General features: G+C 61.3%; 13 protein-coding genes. 7 read left to right on the plus strand and 6 right to left on the minus strand.

Going from position 1 to position 19,324, the window contains the following annotated elements:
- The first annotated feature begins 89 nt into the window (after positions 1-89).
- Positions 90-509 carry a DUF805 domain-containing protein gene (locus tag CKV89_RS04755; RefSeq protein WP_028327075.1) on the plus strand — a complete coding sequence of 140 codons (420 nt, stop codon included), beginning with the start codon at positions 90-92 and terminating at the stop codon, positions 507-509.
- A gap of 80 nt (positions 510-589) precedes the next feature.
- Here the strand turns inward: CKV89_RS04755 and pgm are convergent, their stop codons facing one another.
- The 5 genes from pgm to CKV89_RS04780 form a co-directional block, all read right to left on the minus strand.
- Positions 590-2,251 carry a phosphoglucomutase (alpha-D-glucose-1,6-bisphosphate-dependent) gene (pgm, locus tag CKV89_RS04760; protein WP_028327074.1) on the minus strand — a complete coding sequence of 554 codons (1,662 nt, stop codon included), beginning with the start codon at positions 2,249-2,251 and terminating at the stop codon, positions 590-592.
- A 98-nt stretch (positions 2,252-2,349) separates the two neighbouring features.
- Positions 2,350-3,624: a lipase family protein gene (locus tag CKV89_RS04765; protein WP_028327073.1), complete on the minus strand. Its 1,275-nt coding sequence runs from the start codon at positions 3,622-3,624 to the stop codon at positions 2,350-2,352.
- Positions 3,625-3,885: 261 nt separating this feature from the next.
- Positions 3,886-7,827, minus strand: coding sequence for a 1,4-alpha-glucan branching protein GlgB (gene glgB, locus CKV89_RS04770; RefSeq protein WP_051277481.1), 3,942 nt, complete (start codon positions 7,825-7,827; stop codon positions 3,886-3,888).
- Entirely contained in the window at positions 7,820-9,547 is a 1,728-nt protein-coding gene (gene treS, locus CKV89_RS04775; RefSeq protein ID WP_028327072.1) for a maltose alpha-D-glucosyltransferase, read from the minus strand. The genes glgB and treS overlap by 8 nt, the downstream gene beginning before the upstream one ends.
- Positions 9,548-9,550: 3 nt before the next feature.
- On the minus strand, positions 9,551-11,593 hold the full coding sequence (locus CKV89_RS04780; RefSeq protein WP_034400926.1) for an alpha-1,4-glucan--maltose-1-phosphate maltosyltransferase: 2,043 nt from the start codon (positions 11,591-11,593) through the stop codon (positions 9,551-9,553).
- A 13-nt stretch (positions 11,594-11,606) separates the two neighbouring features.
- Here CKV89_RS04780 and CKV89_RS11765 point away from each other — a divergent pair, with 13 nt between their 5' ends.
- On the plus strand, positions 11,607-11,744 hold the full coding sequence (locus CKV89_RS11765) for a hypothetical protein (protein WP_154657626.1): 138 nt from the start codon (positions 11,607-11,609) through the stop codon (positions 11,742-11,744).
- 144 nt (positions 11,745-11,888) lie between these two features.
- On the opposite strand, the gene glgX is transcribed toward CKV89_RS11765, so the two are convergent.
- On the minus strand, positions 11,889-14,042 hold the full coding sequence (gene glgX / locus CKV89_RS04785) for a glycogen debranching protein GlgX (protein WP_028327070.1): 2,154 nt from the start codon (positions 14,040-14,042) through the stop codon (positions 11,889-11,891).
- Positions 14,043-14,424: 382 nt separating this feature from the next.
- Between glgX and CKV89_RS04790 the strand changes: the two genes are divergently transcribed.
- From CKV89_RS04790 to mnmA, 5 genes are all read left to right on the plus strand, one after another.
- Positions 14,425-14,907 (plus strand): T3SS (YopN, CesT) and YbjN peptide-binding chaperone 1, encoded by a 483-nt coding sequence (locus CKV89_RS04790; RefSeq protein WP_028327069.1) that lies wholly within the window; start codon positions 14,425-14,427, stop codon positions 14,905-14,907.
- Between the two features lie 137 nt (positions 14,908-15,044).
- Positions 15,045-15,842 (plus strand): electron transfer flavoprotein subunit beta/FixA family protein, encoded by a 798-nt coding sequence (locus tag CKV89_RS04795; protein ID WP_051277480.1) that lies wholly within the window; start codon positions 15,045-15,047, stop codon positions 15,840-15,842.
- Positions 15,839-16,906 (plus strand): electron transfer flavoprotein subunit alpha/FixB family protein, encoded by a 1,068-nt coding sequence (locus tag CKV89_RS04800; RefSeq protein ID WP_051277479.1) that lies wholly within the window; start codon positions 15,839-15,841, stop codon positions 16,904-16,906. Before CKV89_RS04795 ends, CKV89_RS04800 begins: the two co-directional genes overlap by 4 nt.
- A 68-nt stretch (positions 16,907-16,974) precedes the next feature.
- On the plus strand, positions 16,975-18,192 hold the full coding sequence (locus CKV89_RS04805; RefSeq protein WP_028327068.1) for a cysteine desulfurase family protein: 1,218 nt from the start codon (positions 16,975-16,977) through the stop codon (positions 18,190-18,192).
- Entirely contained in the window at positions 18,189-19,307 is a 1,119-nt protein-coding gene (gene mnmA, locus CKV89_RS04810; protein WP_028327067.1) for a tRNA 2-thiouridine(34) synthase MnmA, read from the plus strand. The genes CKV89_RS04805 and mnmA overlap by 4 nt, the downstream gene beginning before the upstream one ends.
- Positions 19,308-19,324 lie beyond the last annotated feature (17 nt).

Here is a 19,324-nt window from a genome sequence, read left to right on the forward strand (position 1 = left end):
GCTGTGCACGATGTGCGGTGTTGTCCACAACCCCTGCGCAGCTGTGTGAGAACGCCGCGGTGACGGGCCCGGCGGCCAGGCTGATCTGCATGAACACTCTTAAACCTGGTGAGGCCATCGGCACATGCTTGCGACAGTTCTTCGTTTTCTCTGGCCGTGCTCGCCGCAGCGAGTACTGGTGGTTTTTCGCTTTTAGTGTCGCGGCAATGTTTGTCACGACCCTGATTGATGCAGTTCTTTTCCCGTTCACGGTATCTGAGCTCACGGCGCTAGGACCGTTGGGGAATGTGGTGAGCCTGGTGCTGTTGGTGCCCATGCTGGCGGTCGGATCTCGCCGCATGCATGACACAGGACGTTCTGCCTGGTGGTTGCTTATTCAACTGATCCCGCTGCTGGGCCCGGTTGTTTTCGGAATTCTCGCGGCACGTCGTGGTACGGCTGGTCATAACACCTTCGGCGCAGCCCCCACTGGTGGTTTTGCGGGACAGGCGCAGTTTTCACACGTCTGATCAGTATCGAGCAGCAGCGGTCCATATGTGTTGGGGTGGCCTCCTGAAGTATTTGGGCAGGCCGCCCCAACACATATGTGCTAGCTGCCTAGAGCTGCTGCGACAACGCTCTTCGCTTCTTCTTGCACCTGGGCAAGGTGGTCAGGGCCTTTGAAGGATTCTGCGTAGATTTTGTAGACGTCTTCAGTGCCAGATGGACGGGCAGCGAACCATGCAGATTCGGTCATCACTTTGAGGCCGCCTATGGGGGCGCCGTTGCCGGGTGCCTCAGTGAGTTTGGCAGTGATTGGCTCACCAGCGAGTTGTTCAGCGGTCACGTCGGTAGCCGAGAGGTTTTTCAATGTGGCTTTTTGTTCGCGGTTCGCGGGGGCATCAACACGGGCATAGGCAGGCTCGCCATGCGCGGCCACGAGCTCGGCATAGTGCTCGGAAGGGCTCTTACCTGTTTTTGCTCGGATTTCGCTGGCAAGCAAGGCCAGGATGATGCCGTCTTTGTCGGTGGTCCAGACAGTTCCGTCGAATCGTAGGAAGCTGGCGCCAGCGGACTCCTCTCCCCCGAAGGGGCCGGATCCATCGAGAAGTCCAGGAACGAACCATTTGAATCCAACCGGTACTTCGACCAGTTCGCGGCCGAGCGTGGCTGCAACCCGGTCGATCATCGCGGAGCTGACAAGCGTTTTGCCGACGAATCCATTGGCTGGCCACCCGGGACGGTGTGAGTAGAGGTATTGGATTGCTACGGCGAGGAAGTGGTTGGGGTTCATCAGTCCGGCATCGGGGGTGACGATGCCGTGTCGGTCTGCGTCGGCATCGTTGCCGGTAGCGATGTCGTAGGTGTCTTTCATGGCGATGAGAGAAGCCATCGCCGCAGGAGAGGAACAGTCCATGCGGATCTTTTCGTCCCAGTCCAGAGTCATGAAGCGCCACGTGGCATCGACCAGAGGGTTGACCACTTCAAGGTTCAGGCCGTAGTGCTCACCGATAGCGGCCCAGTACGCTACGGCGGCGCCGCCCAGGGGGTCAGCGCCGATGCGGATGCCTGAAGTTTTGATCGCGTCCATGTCGATGACGTTTTCGAGATCGGCAACGTAAATGCCTTTGAAGTCATAGGGCGTGACGTGCGCGGTGACCTGCGTGTGTGGCGCTCGTTTCACGCCATCAAGGGCCTTGGCGATGTAGGCGTTAGCACGGTTGGCGATCCAGGTCGTGGCGTTTGTGTCGGCGGGGCCGCCATGGGGCGGGTTGTATTTGAACCCTCCGTCAGTGGGCGGGTTATGGCTGGGCGTGACGACGATCCCATCAGCCAACCCGGTGTGGGCTGGCATGTCGGTGACGCCACCAATTTTTCCTTTGTTCGCTCGCAGGATGGCGTGAGAGATCGCTGGCGTGGGGGTGTAGCCGTTTTCGGTATCGACCATGACGGTGATGTTGTTGGCGACGAGTACTTCTAGTGCGCTTGTCATGGCTGGTTCAGACAGAGCGTGGGTGTCACGGCCGATGAACAAGGGGCCGTCGTATCCCTGTTCAGTGCGGTAGTCGACGATGGCTTGGGTGGTGGCCAGGATGTGCTGTTCGTTGAAGGAGGTTTTTACGCTGCTTCCGCGGTGGCCTGAAGTGCCGAAAACGACCTGTTGGTCAGGGTTAGCGGCGTCAGGGATGCGGGTGTAGTAGGCAGTGACGATTTCGGCGATGTCGATGAGGTCTGAGGGTTCAGCAAGCTGTCCAGCGCGGTTGATAGCCATACGAGAATCTTTTCACCCGCCACGGCCAGTTGTGCAGCAAAGAGGGTGGCCAATTCGGGCAAAGTTGGCCACCCCCCTGTTGGTGTAAGGCTTGGTTGTTACTTCAAAGAGCTGCAGTTGCTGCGCTGGTTCGTTTTCCCAGCGAACCTTCCCTCGAACCACAATTGGGCTGCTGCGGCGTGTGGGAATGCCCCCAAAGCGTGCATGCCATCCAAGTGGGTGCGGAATTGCACATCGCCGCCGCGGGAGCACCAATCTTTAGCGAGCTGCTTACCCACTGCATAAGGGATGACATCGTCACCGCGTGCATGTGTGATCAAAACGGGCGCTTTCGGGGTACGGCGACCGATGCGGTTGTCTTCGATTACGTCCTTCAACGGGGCGGTGTCAAAGAACGATGTCAGTTTTTTCCCGGTCTGGGTGTATTTGGCGGTGTCGAGGTTTTTGAATGTTTTCAGCTCCAGCGTGCAGTGGTTTTCGGCTTTCTTGAGCAGGTCGATCCCTTTGTCGTTGACATATTTTTTGGGGTCGAGGTGGTAGGAGCTGAACAAACCGAGTGCCGAGTACAGGCCAAATGCGGCGTACGGTCCACCGTCGATCTTTTCTGCTACGGCAGCCAGGTTTGCTGGGACAGCGCCGGCAGCTACACCTTTGATGTCCAGTTCGGGGGCGTATTCAGGAGCAAGTTCTGCTGCCGCGGCGACGGCTCCACCACCTTGGGAATACCCGTTGAGGCCAATGGGAGTGGAGCCGTCGATACCGGGAAGATCCATGGAGCGGGCAGCGCGAGCCATGTCGAGCACAGCGTGTGCCTGTGCACCACGAACCATGTACGTGTGTGTTCCTGGTGTGCCTAGGCCCTGATAGTCCGGTACGGCGATGGCATAGCCACGTAGGAGAAGGTCCTTCATGAAGAGGATTTCGTACTGGCTGAATTTCTGGAATTGGCGGGAGGCAACGCATCGGTCACCGGTGCCTTGGGTGCCCGGTGCGTGCACGATGAGTGGGCGTTTTTTGCCCGGGCCAATCCAGCGCGCTTTGGGCACGATCACTAGACCGGTAGCGGCGATGGGGTGTCCTTGGCGGTCTTTGGTCGTGTACATGACCCGGCGGTGCGTGAAGTTTTTGTCGTGCACTTTGAGCGGGTCAGCGACCGTGTCGGCAGCTTCGGAACGGATCACAGAGCCTGGCTTGCCTGTGATGGAGGCAGGAGGTTCGTAGAAGGCGGGGCGTGGCGGTTCAGTGGCACCGGTGACGGTTTTGGCTCCAGCGGTGCCGGGAATGTCGTGTTCGTTGGCTGATGAGGCATTGGCATGCGCAACGACGAGGGTGGTGGCAAGCAGAGTGCAAGCAAGTTTGCGGACGGCAGGCACAGTGGGTTCCTTGTCAGGTCTGGTCCCGGTGTCAACCGTGAGGCGACGAGGGGCAAAATTTTTTCGGCATGCGGAACGTACCGGGTGTGGGTGGCTGTGTGGGCTGTCGCACACACCAGTGGGTTCCGATAATCAGCCCCTCTATGTCTTTGAAAAGCGTTGAATCTCTAGGCATTTCCCGGGTTTATGCGACAGTGGGCGTGTTGCTGGCACCCATTACAGCTGCCAGCAACACGCCCACTGCTTTAAAAAACGAGACCCTCAGTTACGCTTCGAGCCTTTCTCCTCAGGCCAGCCCAATGGGGCCTGTTCAGGCTCTGCCCCGCGCGCGGAGGAACCCGCTGAACGACCTACACGAGGGGCGCGCAGATCAGCTTCAGACAGGTCACTGCGCACAACTTCGCCTTCCACCACTGGAGAGTTCGACAATTCTGGGCGTGCAGCCCCACGCACCTCTAGCGATGCAGGCGTGTGCCCCTCATCTTGGTCTTCTGGCTCAAACCAGACCGCAGACATCTTCTGGATCGTGATCGTCGCCGAGTACGGCTGCCCATGCCATGGCACCGGTTCGGCTTCAATCCGGCCCAAGTTGCCCACACCAGCGCCGCCGTACTCGGTGGAGTCTGTGTTGAGGATTTCGCGCCACGCACCCGGATGAGGCAACCCGATCCGCATGTTGTGGTGCTCCATACTCGAGAAGTTCACCACGGAAGCAACGACCGGGCGCCGCCCTTGGGTGTCTTCATCGCCGTAGCGCAGGAACGAAAGCGTGTTTCCAGAGGAGTCGTTCGCATCGATCCACTGGAAGCCCGCCGGGTCGTGATCGACCTCCCACAAAGCCGGACGGCTGGTGTACAGGTGGTTCAAGTCTTTGATGAGTTTGTGGATCTGCCAATGTGGAGCCTGATCTAGTAGCCACCAGTCAAGGCTGCGCCCGTCGGCCCATTCGCTTTCTTGAGCGAACTCCTGACCCATGAAAAGCAGCTGCTTACCTGGGTGCGACCACATGTAAGCGTAGTAGGCCCGCAGCGCGCTGAGCTGCTCCCACCGGTCACCGGGCATCTTGCGCAGCATCGAGCCCTTGCCGTACACGACCTCATCGTGGCTGATCGGCAAAACGAAGTTCTCGTTGTACTGGTACACCATGGAGAACGTGATCTGGTGGTGGCTGTGCTGCCGGTTCACTGGTGGTAGCGAGGCATAGCCGAGGGTGTCGTGCATCCAGCCCATGTTCCACTTCAAGCCAAAACCGAGGCCGCCGGCGTAGGTCGGTTTGGTCACGCCGCCCCAACTGGTTGACTCCTCGGCGGTGGTGACTACGCCGGGGTAGCGTCGGTACAGAGTTGCGTTCGTTTCCTGCAGGAATTGGACTGCCTCGAGGTTTTCGTGCCCGCCGAACTCGTTTGGCACCCATTCACCTTCGGCGCGAGAGTAATCCAGGTACAGCATCGAGGCGACGGCGTCGACTCGCAGCCCATCGATGTGGAATTCTTCGATCCAGTAGCAGGCGTTGGCGACGAGGAAGTTACGTACCTGCGGGCGACCGAAGTCGAAGATGTAGGTTCCCCAGTCTTTGTGCTCGCCACGGCGAGGGTCGGGGTGTTCGTAGAGCGGTTTTCCGTCGAATCGGCCTAGCGCGAAGGCGTCTTTGGGGAAGTGTGCCGGTACCCAGTCCATGATGACGCCGATGCCGTTTTGGTGAAGAACATCGACCAGGTAACGGAATTCGTCTGGTGTGCCGAAGCGAGATGTGGGGGCGTAGTAGCCAGTGACTTGATACCCCCAGCTTGGCCCGTAAGGGTGCTCCGCCAGTGGAAGGAACTCCACGTGCGTGTAGCCCAAATCTTTGACGTACTTCACGAGCTCATCTGCCGCATCGACATAGCTGAGCCCTTGACGCCAGGAGCCGAGGTGGCATTCGTAGACGCTCATCGGCATGTTGTGAGGGTCGGCAACCGCTTCGCGCTGGGCGATCCACTCTGCGTCGTTCCACGTGTAGTGGGATTGGGTGACAACCGAAGAGTTCAGAGGTGGTACTTCGGTGGCTCGTGCCAGAGGGTCGGCTTTAGCGCGCCAGTAGCCGTCTTCGCCACAGATTTCGTATTTGTACGTCGTGTTTTCACCGACGTTGGGGATGAACAGTTCCCACACGCCGGAGCCACCAAGGACACGCATCGGGTGGGCGCGGCCATCCCAGTTGTTGAAGGAGCCGACTACGCGCACCGCGCGGGCATTGGGGGCCCACACAGCGAAGCTGGTTCCTTGCACGTCGCCCATGCGGCCGCCTTCGTAGCGGCGGATGTGCGAGCCGAGCACTCGCCACAGTTCTTCGTGGCGTCCTTCCCCGATGAGGTGCAGGTCAATTTCGCCTAGCGTGGGCCAGAAACGGTAAGGGTCATCCTGATGGTGAACCTGTCCGTCGCTGTAGGTGACATCGAGGCGATAGTCGGACACGTCAGTGCCGTGAATGTGGGTGACCCATACGCCTTCGTGTTCGTGACGCATCGGGGCTGAAAAACCGTCGGGAAGTTTTACGGTGACGGTGCGGGCGTCGGGGCGCAGAGCTCGGAAGGTGACGCCGTCGTTGTGGCGGTGCAGGCCCAGGACGCCGTGGGGGTCGCCGTGGCCGCCGCGGACTAGAAGGTCGAGTTCGTGTGTGGGTACTGGTAGCGCGCCGTCGGGGTCGGTGACTCGGGTGTCACCGGCACCGGGTGCGCCGTTCTTGGACTGCTCAGAGCTGCTCGTCACGGTGTTGTTCCCTTCTTCAGGGGTAGATGGTCGTGACGCGAGACGTTCGACCGCAGCGGTGGGGATGCTCACCCAGGCTGGTCGGTTCCGAGTCTCGTACACGACCTCGTATAGGGCTTTGTCTAGTTCCAGAGCGCGCAGCACAAGTGCGTTCGCTCCGGTGCGTGGGTCGCTGGCAATTGAGGCGTAGCCGTCGCAGAAGGCTTCACGTGCTGCGGTTGCCCACGCTTGGGCGGTTGCTGCTTCTTCGGGGGCTTCCTGGGCCCGGGATCCGGCGGCGTAGTCGAAGGAGCGCAGCATTCCAGCGACATCGCGCATGGTGAGGTCGGGTTCGTTGCGTTCGTGCAGAGGGCGCAACGGTTCACCTTCGAAGTCCAGCAGGACCCATCCGCGTTCAGGAACATCAAGAACCTGGCCGAGGTGATAGTCACCGTGGATGCGTTGTAGGTCAGGCCATTGAGCTGCTTGGGCGGCTTGAAAGATCGCGTCGATCTGTTCTTTGTGGACGGCCAGCTCCGGTACAGCCGCCAATGCTGCGTCTTTGCGTTGTTGCCACGAGCGGACTTGTGCTTGGTGATCTTCTTCGGCGGGTTTGGTGGGCAAGACCCGGGCCAGGTCGACGTGCACCTGGGCGGTAGCGACACCGAGATCGTGTGCGCGGGCCGTGAAGTCCTCTCCGGTGGCGAGTGCGCTGGTGACTGTGCGCCACGCGTCTTGTGTTCCGGTGAAGAATTCCTGCGCGAAGGCAAGGTGGCCTTGGGCGATACCTCCGTGTGGGTTTTCCCACGTGCCGGTGAGGCATCCGAATGGTTCGGGTACCAGGCGTGATCCGGAGGTAGCTAGTGCGCTTTGTAGGACGACGTCAGGGTTCAACCCCGAGGAGAGGACTCTGAAGAGTTTGACGATGAGTCGTCGCGCGGTTTCTTGGGTGCCGCTTCCGATGCGTCCTTCGATGATGATCGAGGTGTTGGATTGTTCTCCGGAAAGGATGCGGCTGGAGATGACCTTCACTGCCCGTGGCGTGTGGAGGGGGATTCCGCGGGCTGGGTCGTTTAACCCTTCACCTTCGCCGGTGGTGCTGACTCCGCCGCCGAGGCTGAATCGGAGTAGCTCGGCGACGTAGACGGGGTCGGCGGCGCCGTCGTAGACCCAGTTTTTCCCGAGTTGGGGGTGTTGCAGGGTGCCGATGAGGTGTTCTTCGGCGTTGGGTAGGGGGCTGGTTCGGTAGGTGATGGGTACGTGATAGATGACACCGGGGGAGGAGTCGGTGGCTGCGCAGGAGTCCAGGAGGATAAGTACCTCGACTCCTACTTTGCCGGCCGGATCTGCGAAGGTGAATCCGCCTAGGCGTCGTAGTTCAGGGGTGTTTCCTTTGGAGGTGTACCACCGTTTGGAAGGCATCCAGGCGGTGAGTAGTTCCATGGTGGTGGGGGTGGTGTCCTGCTGCTCAGCCATCGGCGTCACGCTCCAGGAGTTCGAACCAGAAGAAGTCGCGTGATCCGATGGTTACTGAGTAGCTGCATTGGCCGTCGTCGTTAGTGGTGATTCTGGGGAATCCGCTGCCGCCGAAGAGGTCTTTGACTTTGGCGTCCGCGAAACGCTCGGGCAGGGTGATGGTTCCGGCTTGGGGGCGAGAGGAAAGGTTGTGCACGCACAGGACGTGTTGTGATTCTTCTCGGCCTTTGCTGGGGTCGGCTTCGAGGGTGCGGGTGAAGGCTAGGACGGCTTCGTTGTCGCATTCGCGTAGGTCGAAGCTGCCTAGTCCGAAGACGGGGTAGCGTCCGCGTACTTGAAGCATGGCGCGCATCCAGTGCAACAGGGAACTGCTGGAAGCCATTTGGGCTTCCACGTTCACGTTGTTGTGGTGGTACACCAGGGATTGGATGACTGGTAGGTAGAGCTTGCCTGGGTCTGCGGTGGAGAAGCCTGCGTTGCGGTCTGGTGTCCACTGCATGGGGGTGCGTACTGCGTCGCGGTCATTGAGCCAGATGTTGTCGCCCATGCCGATTTCGTCGCCGTAATAGAGGCAGGGGCTGCCTGGTAGGGACAAGACGAGGGCGTTGATGAGCTCGATTTCGGCGCGGGAGTTGTCCAGCAGTGGTGCCAGGCGTCGGCGGATACCGACGTTGGCGCGCATGCGGGAGTCGGGGGCATACCAGCCGTACATGGCGGTGCGTTCTTCGGGGGTGACCATTTCGAGGGTGAGCTCGTCGTGGTTACGCAAGAACGTGCCCCATTGCCCGTCGGCGGGGATGGGTGGGGTGTCGTTGAGGACGTCGATGATGGGTGTTGCCTTTTGCTCGCGCAGTGCGTAATACAGGCGTGGCATCACCGGGAAGTGGAAGCACATCTGGCATTCGGGTGCTTCGGGGGTGCCGAAGTAGTCCACGACCTCGTGAGGCATTTGGTTTGCCTCAGCCAGCAGGATGCGTCCGGGGTATTCCTCGTCGACCATGGCGCGGAGTTTGGCGAGGAATTCGTGTGTTTTGGGGTGGTTTTCTCCGTTGTGCCCTTCTTCTTCGAACAGGTAGGGCACGGCGTCGAGGCGGAAGCCGTCGATGCCTAGGTCCATCCAGAATCGGACGACGTCGAACATGGCTTCTTGGACGGCCGGGTTTTCGAAGTTGAGGTCTGGTTGGTGGGAGAAGAATCGGTGCCAGTAGTACTGGCGTCGTTCGGAGTCGAAGGTCCAGTTGGATGTTTCGGTGTCGACGAAGATGATGCGTGCGTCGGCGTATTTGGTGTCGTCGTCGCTCCAGACGTAGAAGTCGCCGTAGGGGCCGTCGGGGTCTGAGCGGGACTCTTGGAACCAGGGATGTTGGTCGCTGGTGTGGTTCATCACGAAGTCGGTGATGATGCGGATGCCGCGGGCGTGGGCCTGGGTGACGAGTTCGGTGAATTCGGGCAGGGTGCCGAATTCGGGTAGGACTGCGGTGTAGTCGGCGATGTCGTAGCCGCCGTCGCGTAGCGGGGAGGCGTAGAACGGGGGCAGCCATAGGCAGTTGACGCCGAGCCATTGCAGGTAGTCGAGTTTGTTGATCAGGCCGGTGAAGTCGCCTGATCCGGAGCCTTTGCTGTCGGCGAAGGCGCGGACGAGGACTTCGTAGAAGACGGCGGTTTTGTACCAGTCAGGGTCGTGTTGCAACCCGGGTTGGGAAAGGTTGAGGCCTTGCATGGGTCAGAACCTCCGGACCGAGATGACGTGGACGGGTTCCCAGTCCACGCCCAGGCGTATGTAGTTTTCGTTGCCCCATTCCCATTCGCTTTCGGTGATGAGGTCTTTGGCGATGAAGCGTTCGTCCTTTTTCAGGCCGAGTGCTTCCATGTCGAGATGGATCATGGTGCCGCGCATGGAGTGCGGGTCGGTGTTGGCCACGACGATGATGGTGTCTTCGTGGGGGCCTTCGACGCGTCGTTTGGAGAAGCAGAGCACTTCGGGGTCGTCGGTGGTGTGGGGGGTGTAGTTGCGTAGCCAGTCGAGGGCGTTGTGTTCGTGGCGGATGCGGTTGAGTTTGCCGAGGTAGTCGGCCATCCAGAGTTGTCCGGCTCGTTCTCCGCCGGGGGCGTAGCTGGCCCAGTCGCGGTTTTTGAATTCGTATTTTTCGTTGTCGATTTGTTCTTCAGCGCCGGGGCGGGGGACTGACTCCATGAGTTCGTATCCGGCGTAGATGCCGTATGTGGGAGACAAGGTGGCGGCCAAGGTGGCGCGTAGTTTCCATGCAGTGGGGCCGCCGAACTGCATGTAGGGGGTGAGGATGTCGTGGGTGGTGGGCCAGAAGCTGGGGCGCATGTAGGCGGCGGAGCCGGTGGTGTCGTCGGTGAGTTCGGCCATGTATTCGGCGATCTCTTCGGCGGTGTTGCGCCAGGCGTAGTAGGTGTAGCTCTGTTGGAAGCCGACTTTGGCCAGGGTGGCCATCATCGGTGGTTTGGTGAATGCTTCGGCAAGCCAGATGACGTCGGGGTGGTCTTTAGCAACGTCATTGATGAGCCATTGCCAGAATTCGACGGGTTTGGTGTGGGGGTTGTCGACGCGGAAGATTTTGACTCCGTGGTCGATCCATACCTGGATGACGCGTCGGATTTCGGCGTAGATGCCGGCTGGGTCGTTGTCGAAGTTCAGTGGGTAGATGTCTTGGTATTTCTTGGGTGGGTTCTCGGCGTAGGCGATGCTGCCGTCGGCGCGGGTGGTGAACCATTCGGGGTGTTTGCTGACCCAGGGGTGGTCTGGGGAGCATTGCAGGGCGATGTCTAGGGCGACTTCTAGGCCTAGGCGGCTGGCTTCGGCGACGAAGTAGTCGAAGTCCTTGAAGGTGCCTAGGGATGGTTCGATGGCGTCATGGCCGCCGGCTGCTGAACCGATGGCGTAGGGGCTGCCTGGGTCTTCAGGGCCTGCGTTGAGTGTGTTGTTGGGGCCTTTGCGGTTGGTGGTGCCGATGGGGTGGATGGGGGTGAGGTAGATGACGTCGAAGCCCATCCCGGCGATGGCGGGCAGGCGTTTAGCTGCGGTGCGCAGTGTTCCGGTGACCCATTTGCCGGTGGTTTTGTCGAAGTAGCAGCCTTCGGAGCGGGGGAAGAATTCGTACCAGGCTCCGGTGAGGGCGCGTTTGCGTTCGACGAGCCAGTTGATGGTGGGGGAGGCGGTAACCCAGTCGCGCAGTGGGCGCGCGGTGAGTTCGTCTTCGACGCGGGGGTCGGTGCCTCCGGCTAGGCGGGTGGCGGGGGCTAGTGATTGGTTGCGCAGGGTGCAGATGCCTGCTTTGACGGCTTCGATGCCTGGGCGGGGGCGTCCGGGCACGGTGAGTGCGCGTTCGAGGACGCGGGCGCCTTCTTCGAGCATGAGGTCTACGTCGATGCCGGCTTCGACTTTGATGACGGCGTCGTGTTGCCAGGTGGCGTAGGGGTCGGACCAGCCTTCGACGCGGTAGGACCAGGAGCCGGGGCAGTCAGCGCTGACGGTTGCTTCCCAGAGCATGAGGCCTGGGTTGGTGCATGTCATGGGGATGGTGTGTTCGGTGCCCTCGGGGTCGGTGAGGACAACGTTGGCGTTGACAGCGTCGTGGCCTTCACGGAACACATTTGCGCTAATAGCGAACTGTTCGTCGACGACAGATTTGGTGGGGTAAGCGCCGTTTTCTACAACGGGGCTCAGCCCAGTGATCGGGATACGCCCGAGCGGTCGTTGGGTGGGAATGTTGCTGTGGGTTTCAAGTTGGGGCGTCATGGGGCCTTTCGGCGTGGACAGCGCAGACGAGGAGGTAGAAGAAGTAGAAGAGGTGGAGGCGGACGTCGCCTTCTTTGCAGCGGAAGCGGACGTCGGCTTGGTAGAGGTCGGCCTAACAGCGGAAGTTTTTGTGGTCTTCGGCTTTGAGTAGCTGCTCACGTACTCGACGCTACCGTTCCGGCTAGACCATTGTCTGCCTGTGATCGCTGTCATTGCAACCAGATCGGTTGGGTAATGGCATCAAAAAGCGCCCCCGCCTACTGGTGAGTTAGTAGGCGGGGGCGCTAGGTATTAGCTAGTTCGTGATGAGCTCGTACACCCGCATCGACGCGGCTGGCATGGTGACGTACTCGCCTGGGTCATGCGACGTGTGTTCTGCGCCGGCGGGAGTTTCCCAGGCGCTGTCCCAGACGAGTTCGTAGCGGGCCAGGTGGTGCGGTTCGTCTTCGCAACCGACGTGGTTGTATGGAGGGTGGGGCAAAACGATCTCTCCGGCTGTGTTCGCGCCGTGAAGTACAAGAAGAAAACTCGTGGCTTCAAGCCCTTCGCCGATGAGCATCATCTGCAGGACGCGCTGGTCGGGATCGCCCCATGCCTGCGGGGTCAGGGTGCGTCCAAGGCGTCCGTACCAACGCACGTCAACTCGACGGTCGACAGGGTTGGGGCGCTCGGTGAAGAAACGTGACTGTCGGAACACGCGATGGTCGGCGCGCAGCTGAGACAGGAAAGCAAGAGTTTCGATGAGGTTCTCTTCGGTTTCGCCGTGATCCCAGTCCAGCCAGCTGGTGGGGTTGTCCTGGCAGTAGGCGTTGTTATTACCGCCCTGGGTGCGGCCGAACTCGTCACCAGCGCAGATCATCGGAGTGCCGGTGGACAGCAGGGTGGTAGCCAACAAGTTACGCACTGAGCGGCGGCGCTGGCGCAAGATGTCAGTGTCATGGGTCAGGCCTTCAGAGCCGTGATTCCAGGAGCGGTTATCGCCGTGGCCATCCCGGTTCTGTTCACCGTTGGCTTCGTTATGTTTGCGCTCGTAGGCAGTGGCGTCAGCCAGGGTGTAGCCGTCGTGACTGGCGACATAGTTGATGGATGCCAATGGGCCGCGGTCTTGGTTACCGAAAAGGTCTTCACTGCCAGCCAAGCGGGTTGCGATGTCGCTGACTCCGTGCCCATTAGTTCCGCCAGCGGCGACATCCTGCAGCCAGAAGGTGCGGGTCACATCACGGAAACGATCGTTCCATTCGCAGAAGGGAGGCGGGAACTGGCCGGTGCGCCACCCATTGATGCCTACGTCCCATGGTTCTGCGATCAATTTCACCCGCGACAGGACTGGGTCCGCCCGTAGCGCCATGAGGAAGGGATGCCCTGGGTCGAAACCGTCGTCACGACCACGTGCCAACGCCACTGCCAAATCGAAACGGAATCCATCTACGTGGTAGTGATGCACCCAGTGCCGTAGTGAGTCCAGCGTCATCCGCAGAGCCGAGATATCCCGCAGGTCAAGGGTGTTGCCACAGCCTGTGACATCGATATCTTGCCCCCAGCCGTCTAGGCGGTAGTAGGAAGCGTTGTCCACCCCGCGCCAAGACAGGGTGCCGCCTTCTTTGGACTGTTCTGCAGTGTGGTTATAGACCACATCCAGGAGCACTTCGATGTTACGCGAGTGCAACGCATCCACCATGGCTTTGAACTCGTCAATGACGCCTTGGGGGGTGCTGGCATGGGCGTAAGCCTCATGGGGGGCGAAGAATCCCAACGTGTTATATCCCCAGAACTGCGAGAGTCCTTTCTTCACCAGATGTACTTCGTCGCTGAATGTGTGCACCGGAAGAAGCTCCACAGCAGTGACACCGATGCGCTCCAAGTGGTCGAGGAACGCCTCATGGGCAACGCCGGCGTATGTGCCGCGCAATTCCTCCGGTATTCCCGGATGCTGCATGGTGGCTCCGCGTACATGCATCTCGTACACGAATGTTTCTGTCCACGGCACTCGACGCATAAATGCGTCGTTCCATTCGTATGTGTTCTGGTTGACCACCACAGATCGAGGAACAAACGGTGCGCTGTCGCGGTCATCGCGCCGGGTGACGTCACCAGCAAAATCTGCGTTTACCTGATGCCCGAATACTTCTGGGGCCCAAGTGACTTTCCCAGTCACGGCCTCGGCATATGGGTCCAATACGAGCTTGTTCGGGTTGTGCCGATGCCCCGAAGCAGGGTCCCACGGCCCATCGACACGAAACCCATATCGCTGCCCGGCACCTACTCCAGGAACAAACAGAGACCACAGTCCATGCGCCCCGTCTTCCATCGGTAACCGCCGTTCGGCCCCTCCTGCCTCGTCAAACAGGCACAAGTCGACTGAAGAAGCATTGTCGGCGTAGAGGGAAAACCGAGTACCCCGTTCACCGAGGGCGGCACCTAGACGCGGAAGTCGTAGAGGAGAAGACACGCGACAACAGTAGGGCGTCTTCGATAGTGCATGTAGTCGGTCAGTGTTGTTGAAGCACAGGAAATCCGAGCGTCTAGCCGCACAGATCTGCGACATGTTCAATGTGATCTTGCCCAACACCACCGCCTGCCGCACCCATGACTCGAAGAACCCCGCAACCCCAAAAACAAAAGATTTCCGAAAACACCCCGAAAAAAACCACCAGATACACACCCATAAAAATCACTAACAAACGACCACGCACAGCACAACACCCCAGCGCCACACTGCTATTACCAAACCCACACACGGCATAAAAACACCCCCCCGGCCGCGACACCCCGATGAAGTGCGCACACGCCAGACCTCGCGCACCCACCCCACAGGCCGATACCGTTGACCCATGACTGATCCCACCAGCCTTCCCAGCTTCCCGCCGCCATCTGACGAACACCCCTTGCGCGGACGGGTCCTGGACGCACTCCAAGACGAGGGCTTCCGCCCCGACATCGACGCCGATGGTGACGTCAGCTTCAAAGTCGAAGGCCAGCAACTGTTCGTCCACACCACCGAGGGCGACCTTCCCGTCATGCGAGTCTTCGGCCAATGGCAGATCGGCGCCGACCTACCCCAAGACGAAATGGCTTGGTATAAAGCCGCCAATGACCTCTCCCTGCGACTCAACGTCGCCAAGGTCGGCATCAACAATGGCACCCTCGTCGTCACCTGCGAACACATCGTTCGTCCCGACGAGCTCGTCATGCCCTACGTTCAGCTCTCCTACCAGCTTGTTCTCTCCGGCGTGCAGATGTGGCACCAGCTCATGCTCGGCGAAGACATCTTCGGCGACGGCAGCGGCCTGGCTGGCGGCCCCGGCGCCATCTGAGACACCACGCCAACACACAGGCACAGTGGCGCCCGCCCGGTCTGACCAGGGGTGGGCGCCACACCCATGCGAGCATGGGAAACCAGCACCCACCACGGCCACGAACAGCCCACGTCCCGACAGGGAGGCGAAAATCAATGAGGATCGTCGTCACGGCCAAGTTCGTCCCCGATGCCACCGCAACCCGTCGATTCGACACCCGCGACAACACCACAGATCGCGAAACCGAAGGCATCCTTAACGAACTCGACGAATACGCCGTCGAAGAAGCCTTGCGGTTAACACACCACGAACACGACCAGGTGATCGTTCTCACAGTCGGGCCAGAAGACGCCACCATCGCGCTACGCAAAGCCCTGCACATGGGCGCAGACATCGGCGTACACGTCACCGACGCCGCCCTAGCCGGATCCGACGCCGTCTCCACCTCCCACGTACTCGCCGCAGCCATCACACACATCAGCGCCTGCTTCGGCCCCATCGACGTCGTCCTATCCGGCATGGCATCTACCGACGGAGGCATGCGTGTCATCCCCGCCATGCTCGCCGAATGCCTCGACCTACCCATGATCACCTTCGCCGACGAACTCACCATCACCAACGGGGTAGCCCGCATCCACCGCGCCACCCCCGACGCCCACGAAATCGTCGAAGCCGACCTGCCAGCCATCATCTCTGTATCCGACCGCATCAACGAACCCAGATACCCCACCTACCGGCAAATCATCGCCGCCAACAGCAAACACGTGTACACCTGGGAACTAGGCGACATCGGCATCGACCCCACCACCGTCGGACACCACGGCGCTCGCACCTATGTCCGCAGCGCCACACCCGCCACCTCCACTCACCGCAGGCACACCATCGTCCCCGAAGCCCAAGGCGGCCAAGCCCTCGCCGAACTCCTGCGCGCCCACGGAACCCGCCCCTCATGACCCCCACATCCACCACCCCCCACGCCCACGCCCCCGAAGAGACCCCCATGCACGACGTGCTCACCCTCATCCTTGATCAGCACGACACCCTGCCCCGATCTGCCCACGAACGACTCACCCTCGCCGCCGACCTCACCGAAACAACACACACCGCCGCAGCCCTCTACGTCGGCGCCCACGGCCACGCCGCCACCGACGCCGCCGCCCGCCACGGCATCCACCACATCTACACCCTCGACCCAGGCGAAGACGCCATCCACCCCGTCCTACCCGCGCTCAACGCCCTCACCGACCTCGTCCGCACCACCAACCCCCGACTCGTCCTGCTGCCCAGCAGTCACACCGGCCGCAACATCGCCGGACGCCTCGCCGTGCGCCTCGATGCCGGACTCATCACTGACGCCATCGCCGTGACCGCCGACCCCGCCGCACCCAACGGCTACGTCGTCACCCAAAGCGCCTTCGCCGGAACACACGTCGTCGAAGCCGTCTCCACCACCCCCACCCTCATTGTCTGCCTCAGCCCTGGAGCACTCACCCCCACCACCAACCCAGTCACCCCCCACCACTACGCCCTGGCCACCACACCACCCAGCGGTCGGGCCGCCCGCATCATCACCCGAACCCCACGCAACCCCAGCACCTTCGTTGACGGCGTCCCCACCGACATCGCCGAAGCCGACATCGTCATCGCCGGAGGCCGCGGAACCAACGGCAACTTTGAACCAATCCGCGCACTCGCCCAACGCCTCGACGCAGCCGTAGCTGCATCCCGCGCCGCCGTCGACGCCGGATGGATCGATCACACCGCCCAAGTTGGCCAAACCGGCCAATCAGTCTCCCCGCGCCTCTACATCGCCTGCGGCATCTCCGGTGCCGTGCAGCACGTAGCAGGAATGCGCACCGCCACCACCGTCGTCGTCATCAACAGCGACCCCGACGCCCTCATCTTCCACGAAGCCGACCTAGGCATCATCGGCGACCTCTTCACCGTCATCCCCCAAGCCCTACAACACCTCGACCAACCCGCACCCAAACACGCTCCCACCAGCGAAGAAAACTAGCCACCACCGCACAAACAGTGCCACCGGTGGCCCCTGCCACACCTCGCTCGTAGAATCGCTGAGTGCCTATGCGACGTGCTTACCTCGACCATGCGGCCACCGCCCCTACGCGCAGCGAGGTCGTGGCGGCCCTGAGCGCTGCACTCCAAATGACCGGCAACCCCTCAGCTCAACACGACTCAGGTCGACGAGCGCGCTCAGCTCTAGAAGAAGCCCGCGAAAACGTAGCTGACCTGCTGCGCGTACGCCCCTCCGAAGTGCTCTTCACCTCCGGCGGAACCGAGTCAGACAACATCGGCATCCTGGGCACCTACCGCCGCTGTGTTGCCGACAACCCAGACCGCCGCCGCATCATCATGGGCGCCATCGAACACCCAGCAGTGCGCGATGCCGTCTTCGCCCTAGAAAAAAACGAAGGCGCAACCATCACAATCGTCGCCCCCCGCCCCGATGGCATCATTGCCACCGAGGACATCCGCGCCGCCATCGAAGACCCCAACGACGGCGGCCCCGACAACGTGGCCCTCGTGACAGTCATGGCCGTCAACAACGAAATCGGCACCATCCAGCCCACCGCCGCCATCGCCGAGACCTGCGCTGAACACGCCATCGCCTTCCACTGCGACGCAGTCCAAGGGATCAGCGTCCTCGACCTACCCCTGGACCACCCCGGTATCACCACCGCGGCCCTATCAGGACACAAACTTGGCAGCCCCGTAGGCATCGGCGTACTCATCGCCCGCCGCGACGCCCGCATCGCACCCATCTCCTACGGCGGTGGACAAGAACGAGCTCTACGCTCAGGTACCCTCGGCCTGGCCCTAGCCCGATCCTTCGAAACCGCCCTGCACAGCGTCGTCACCAACCGCGACGCCGAAGTGGCCCGCCTGGTTGCCCTACGTGACCGCCTAGCTCAAGGCATCCTCGAAAGCATTCCCGACGCCCACATCACCGGCGCATGGACGCCCACAGACACCATCCAACGCAGCGCCAGCAACGTCCACGTCCTCATACCCCAAGCCCAAGGCGACTCCTTGCTCTTCCTCCTCGACGCCGCCGGCGTCGAATGCTCCACCGCATCGGCCTGCCACTCCGGAGTAACCCAACCCAGCCACGTCGTCCTCGCCCTCGGCCACGACGCTGAACTCGCCACCGGCGCCCTACGATTCAGCCTCGGCTACACCACTACCGACGCCGACATCGACCTGGCCCTAGCCCGCCTACCCGAAGCAGTAGAACGCGCCCGCAACGTCCATCGCCTCACCACACGAAAGAAAACCGCATGAGCCGCATCGTGGCCGCCATGAGCGGCGGAGTTGACTCAGCCGTAGCCGCCGCACGCATGGTCCAAGCCGGACATGACGTCATCGGAGTGCACATGGCCCTGTCTTCCAACGCCGCTACCTTGCGCGAAAGCGCCCGCGGGTGTTGCACCCTCGAAGACGCAAGCGACGCCCGTCGCGTCGCCGATAAACTCGGCATCCCCTACTACGTGTGGGACTTCGCCGAAGAATTCCGCAACGACGTCATCGAAGACTTTGTCACCGAATACGCCGCCGGACGCACCCCCAACCCCTGTTTACGCTGCAACGAAAAAATCAAATTCTCCGCCCTGCTCGAACGCGCACTCGCCCTGGGATTCGACGGCGTAGCCACCGGTCACTACGCCCGCGTCATCGAACCTGGCGATCCCGAAAACACAACCGGAGAAAGAGAACTCCACCGCGCCGTCGACCACGCCAAAGACCAGTCTTACGTGCTCGGAGTCCTAGACGCCGAACAACTAGCCGCCTCCTGGTTCCCCTTAGGAGACACCACCAAGCCCGTCATCCGCCAAGAAGCAGCCCGCCACGGCTTCTCCGTAGCGAAAAAACCAGACAGCCACGACATCTGCTTCATCGCCGACGGAGACACCCGCGCCTACCTCGCCGCCCGCCTAGGCAGCGAACCAGGCCCCATCACCGAACCCGACGGCACCATCGTCGGCGAACACGCCGGCGCCTACGCCTACACCATCGGCCAACGCCGCGGCCTGCACCTACAACGCCCCGCCGCCGACGGACGCCCCCGCTACGTTATCGGCACCGACCCCACCAGCAACACCGTCACCATCGGCCCCGAAGAACTCCTACGCATCGACCGAATCGACATCGACCACCTCCGCTGGTCCAGCGCACGCCCCACCGGAGAAGCACACCTGGGTGTACAACTACGCGCACACGGACGCGAATACCCCGTCACCGTCACTGTCCCCACCACGGACGAAACCACCCTCACCCTCCACCTGCAAGAACCAGTCCGAGGCGTCGCGCCAGGACAATCCGCAGTGCTCTACGACGGGCCACGCGTAGTGGGCTCTGGCACCATCAGCGCAACCGGCCGCAGCAACCCCACCAACTAACGAACACCCCTACCCAA

The organism is Dermatophilus congolensis (assembly GCF_900187045.1).
In the GTDB taxonomy this organism is placed as follows: Bacteria; Actinomycetota; Actinomycetes; order Actinomycetales; family Dermatophilaceae; genus Dermatophilus; species Dermatophilus congolensis.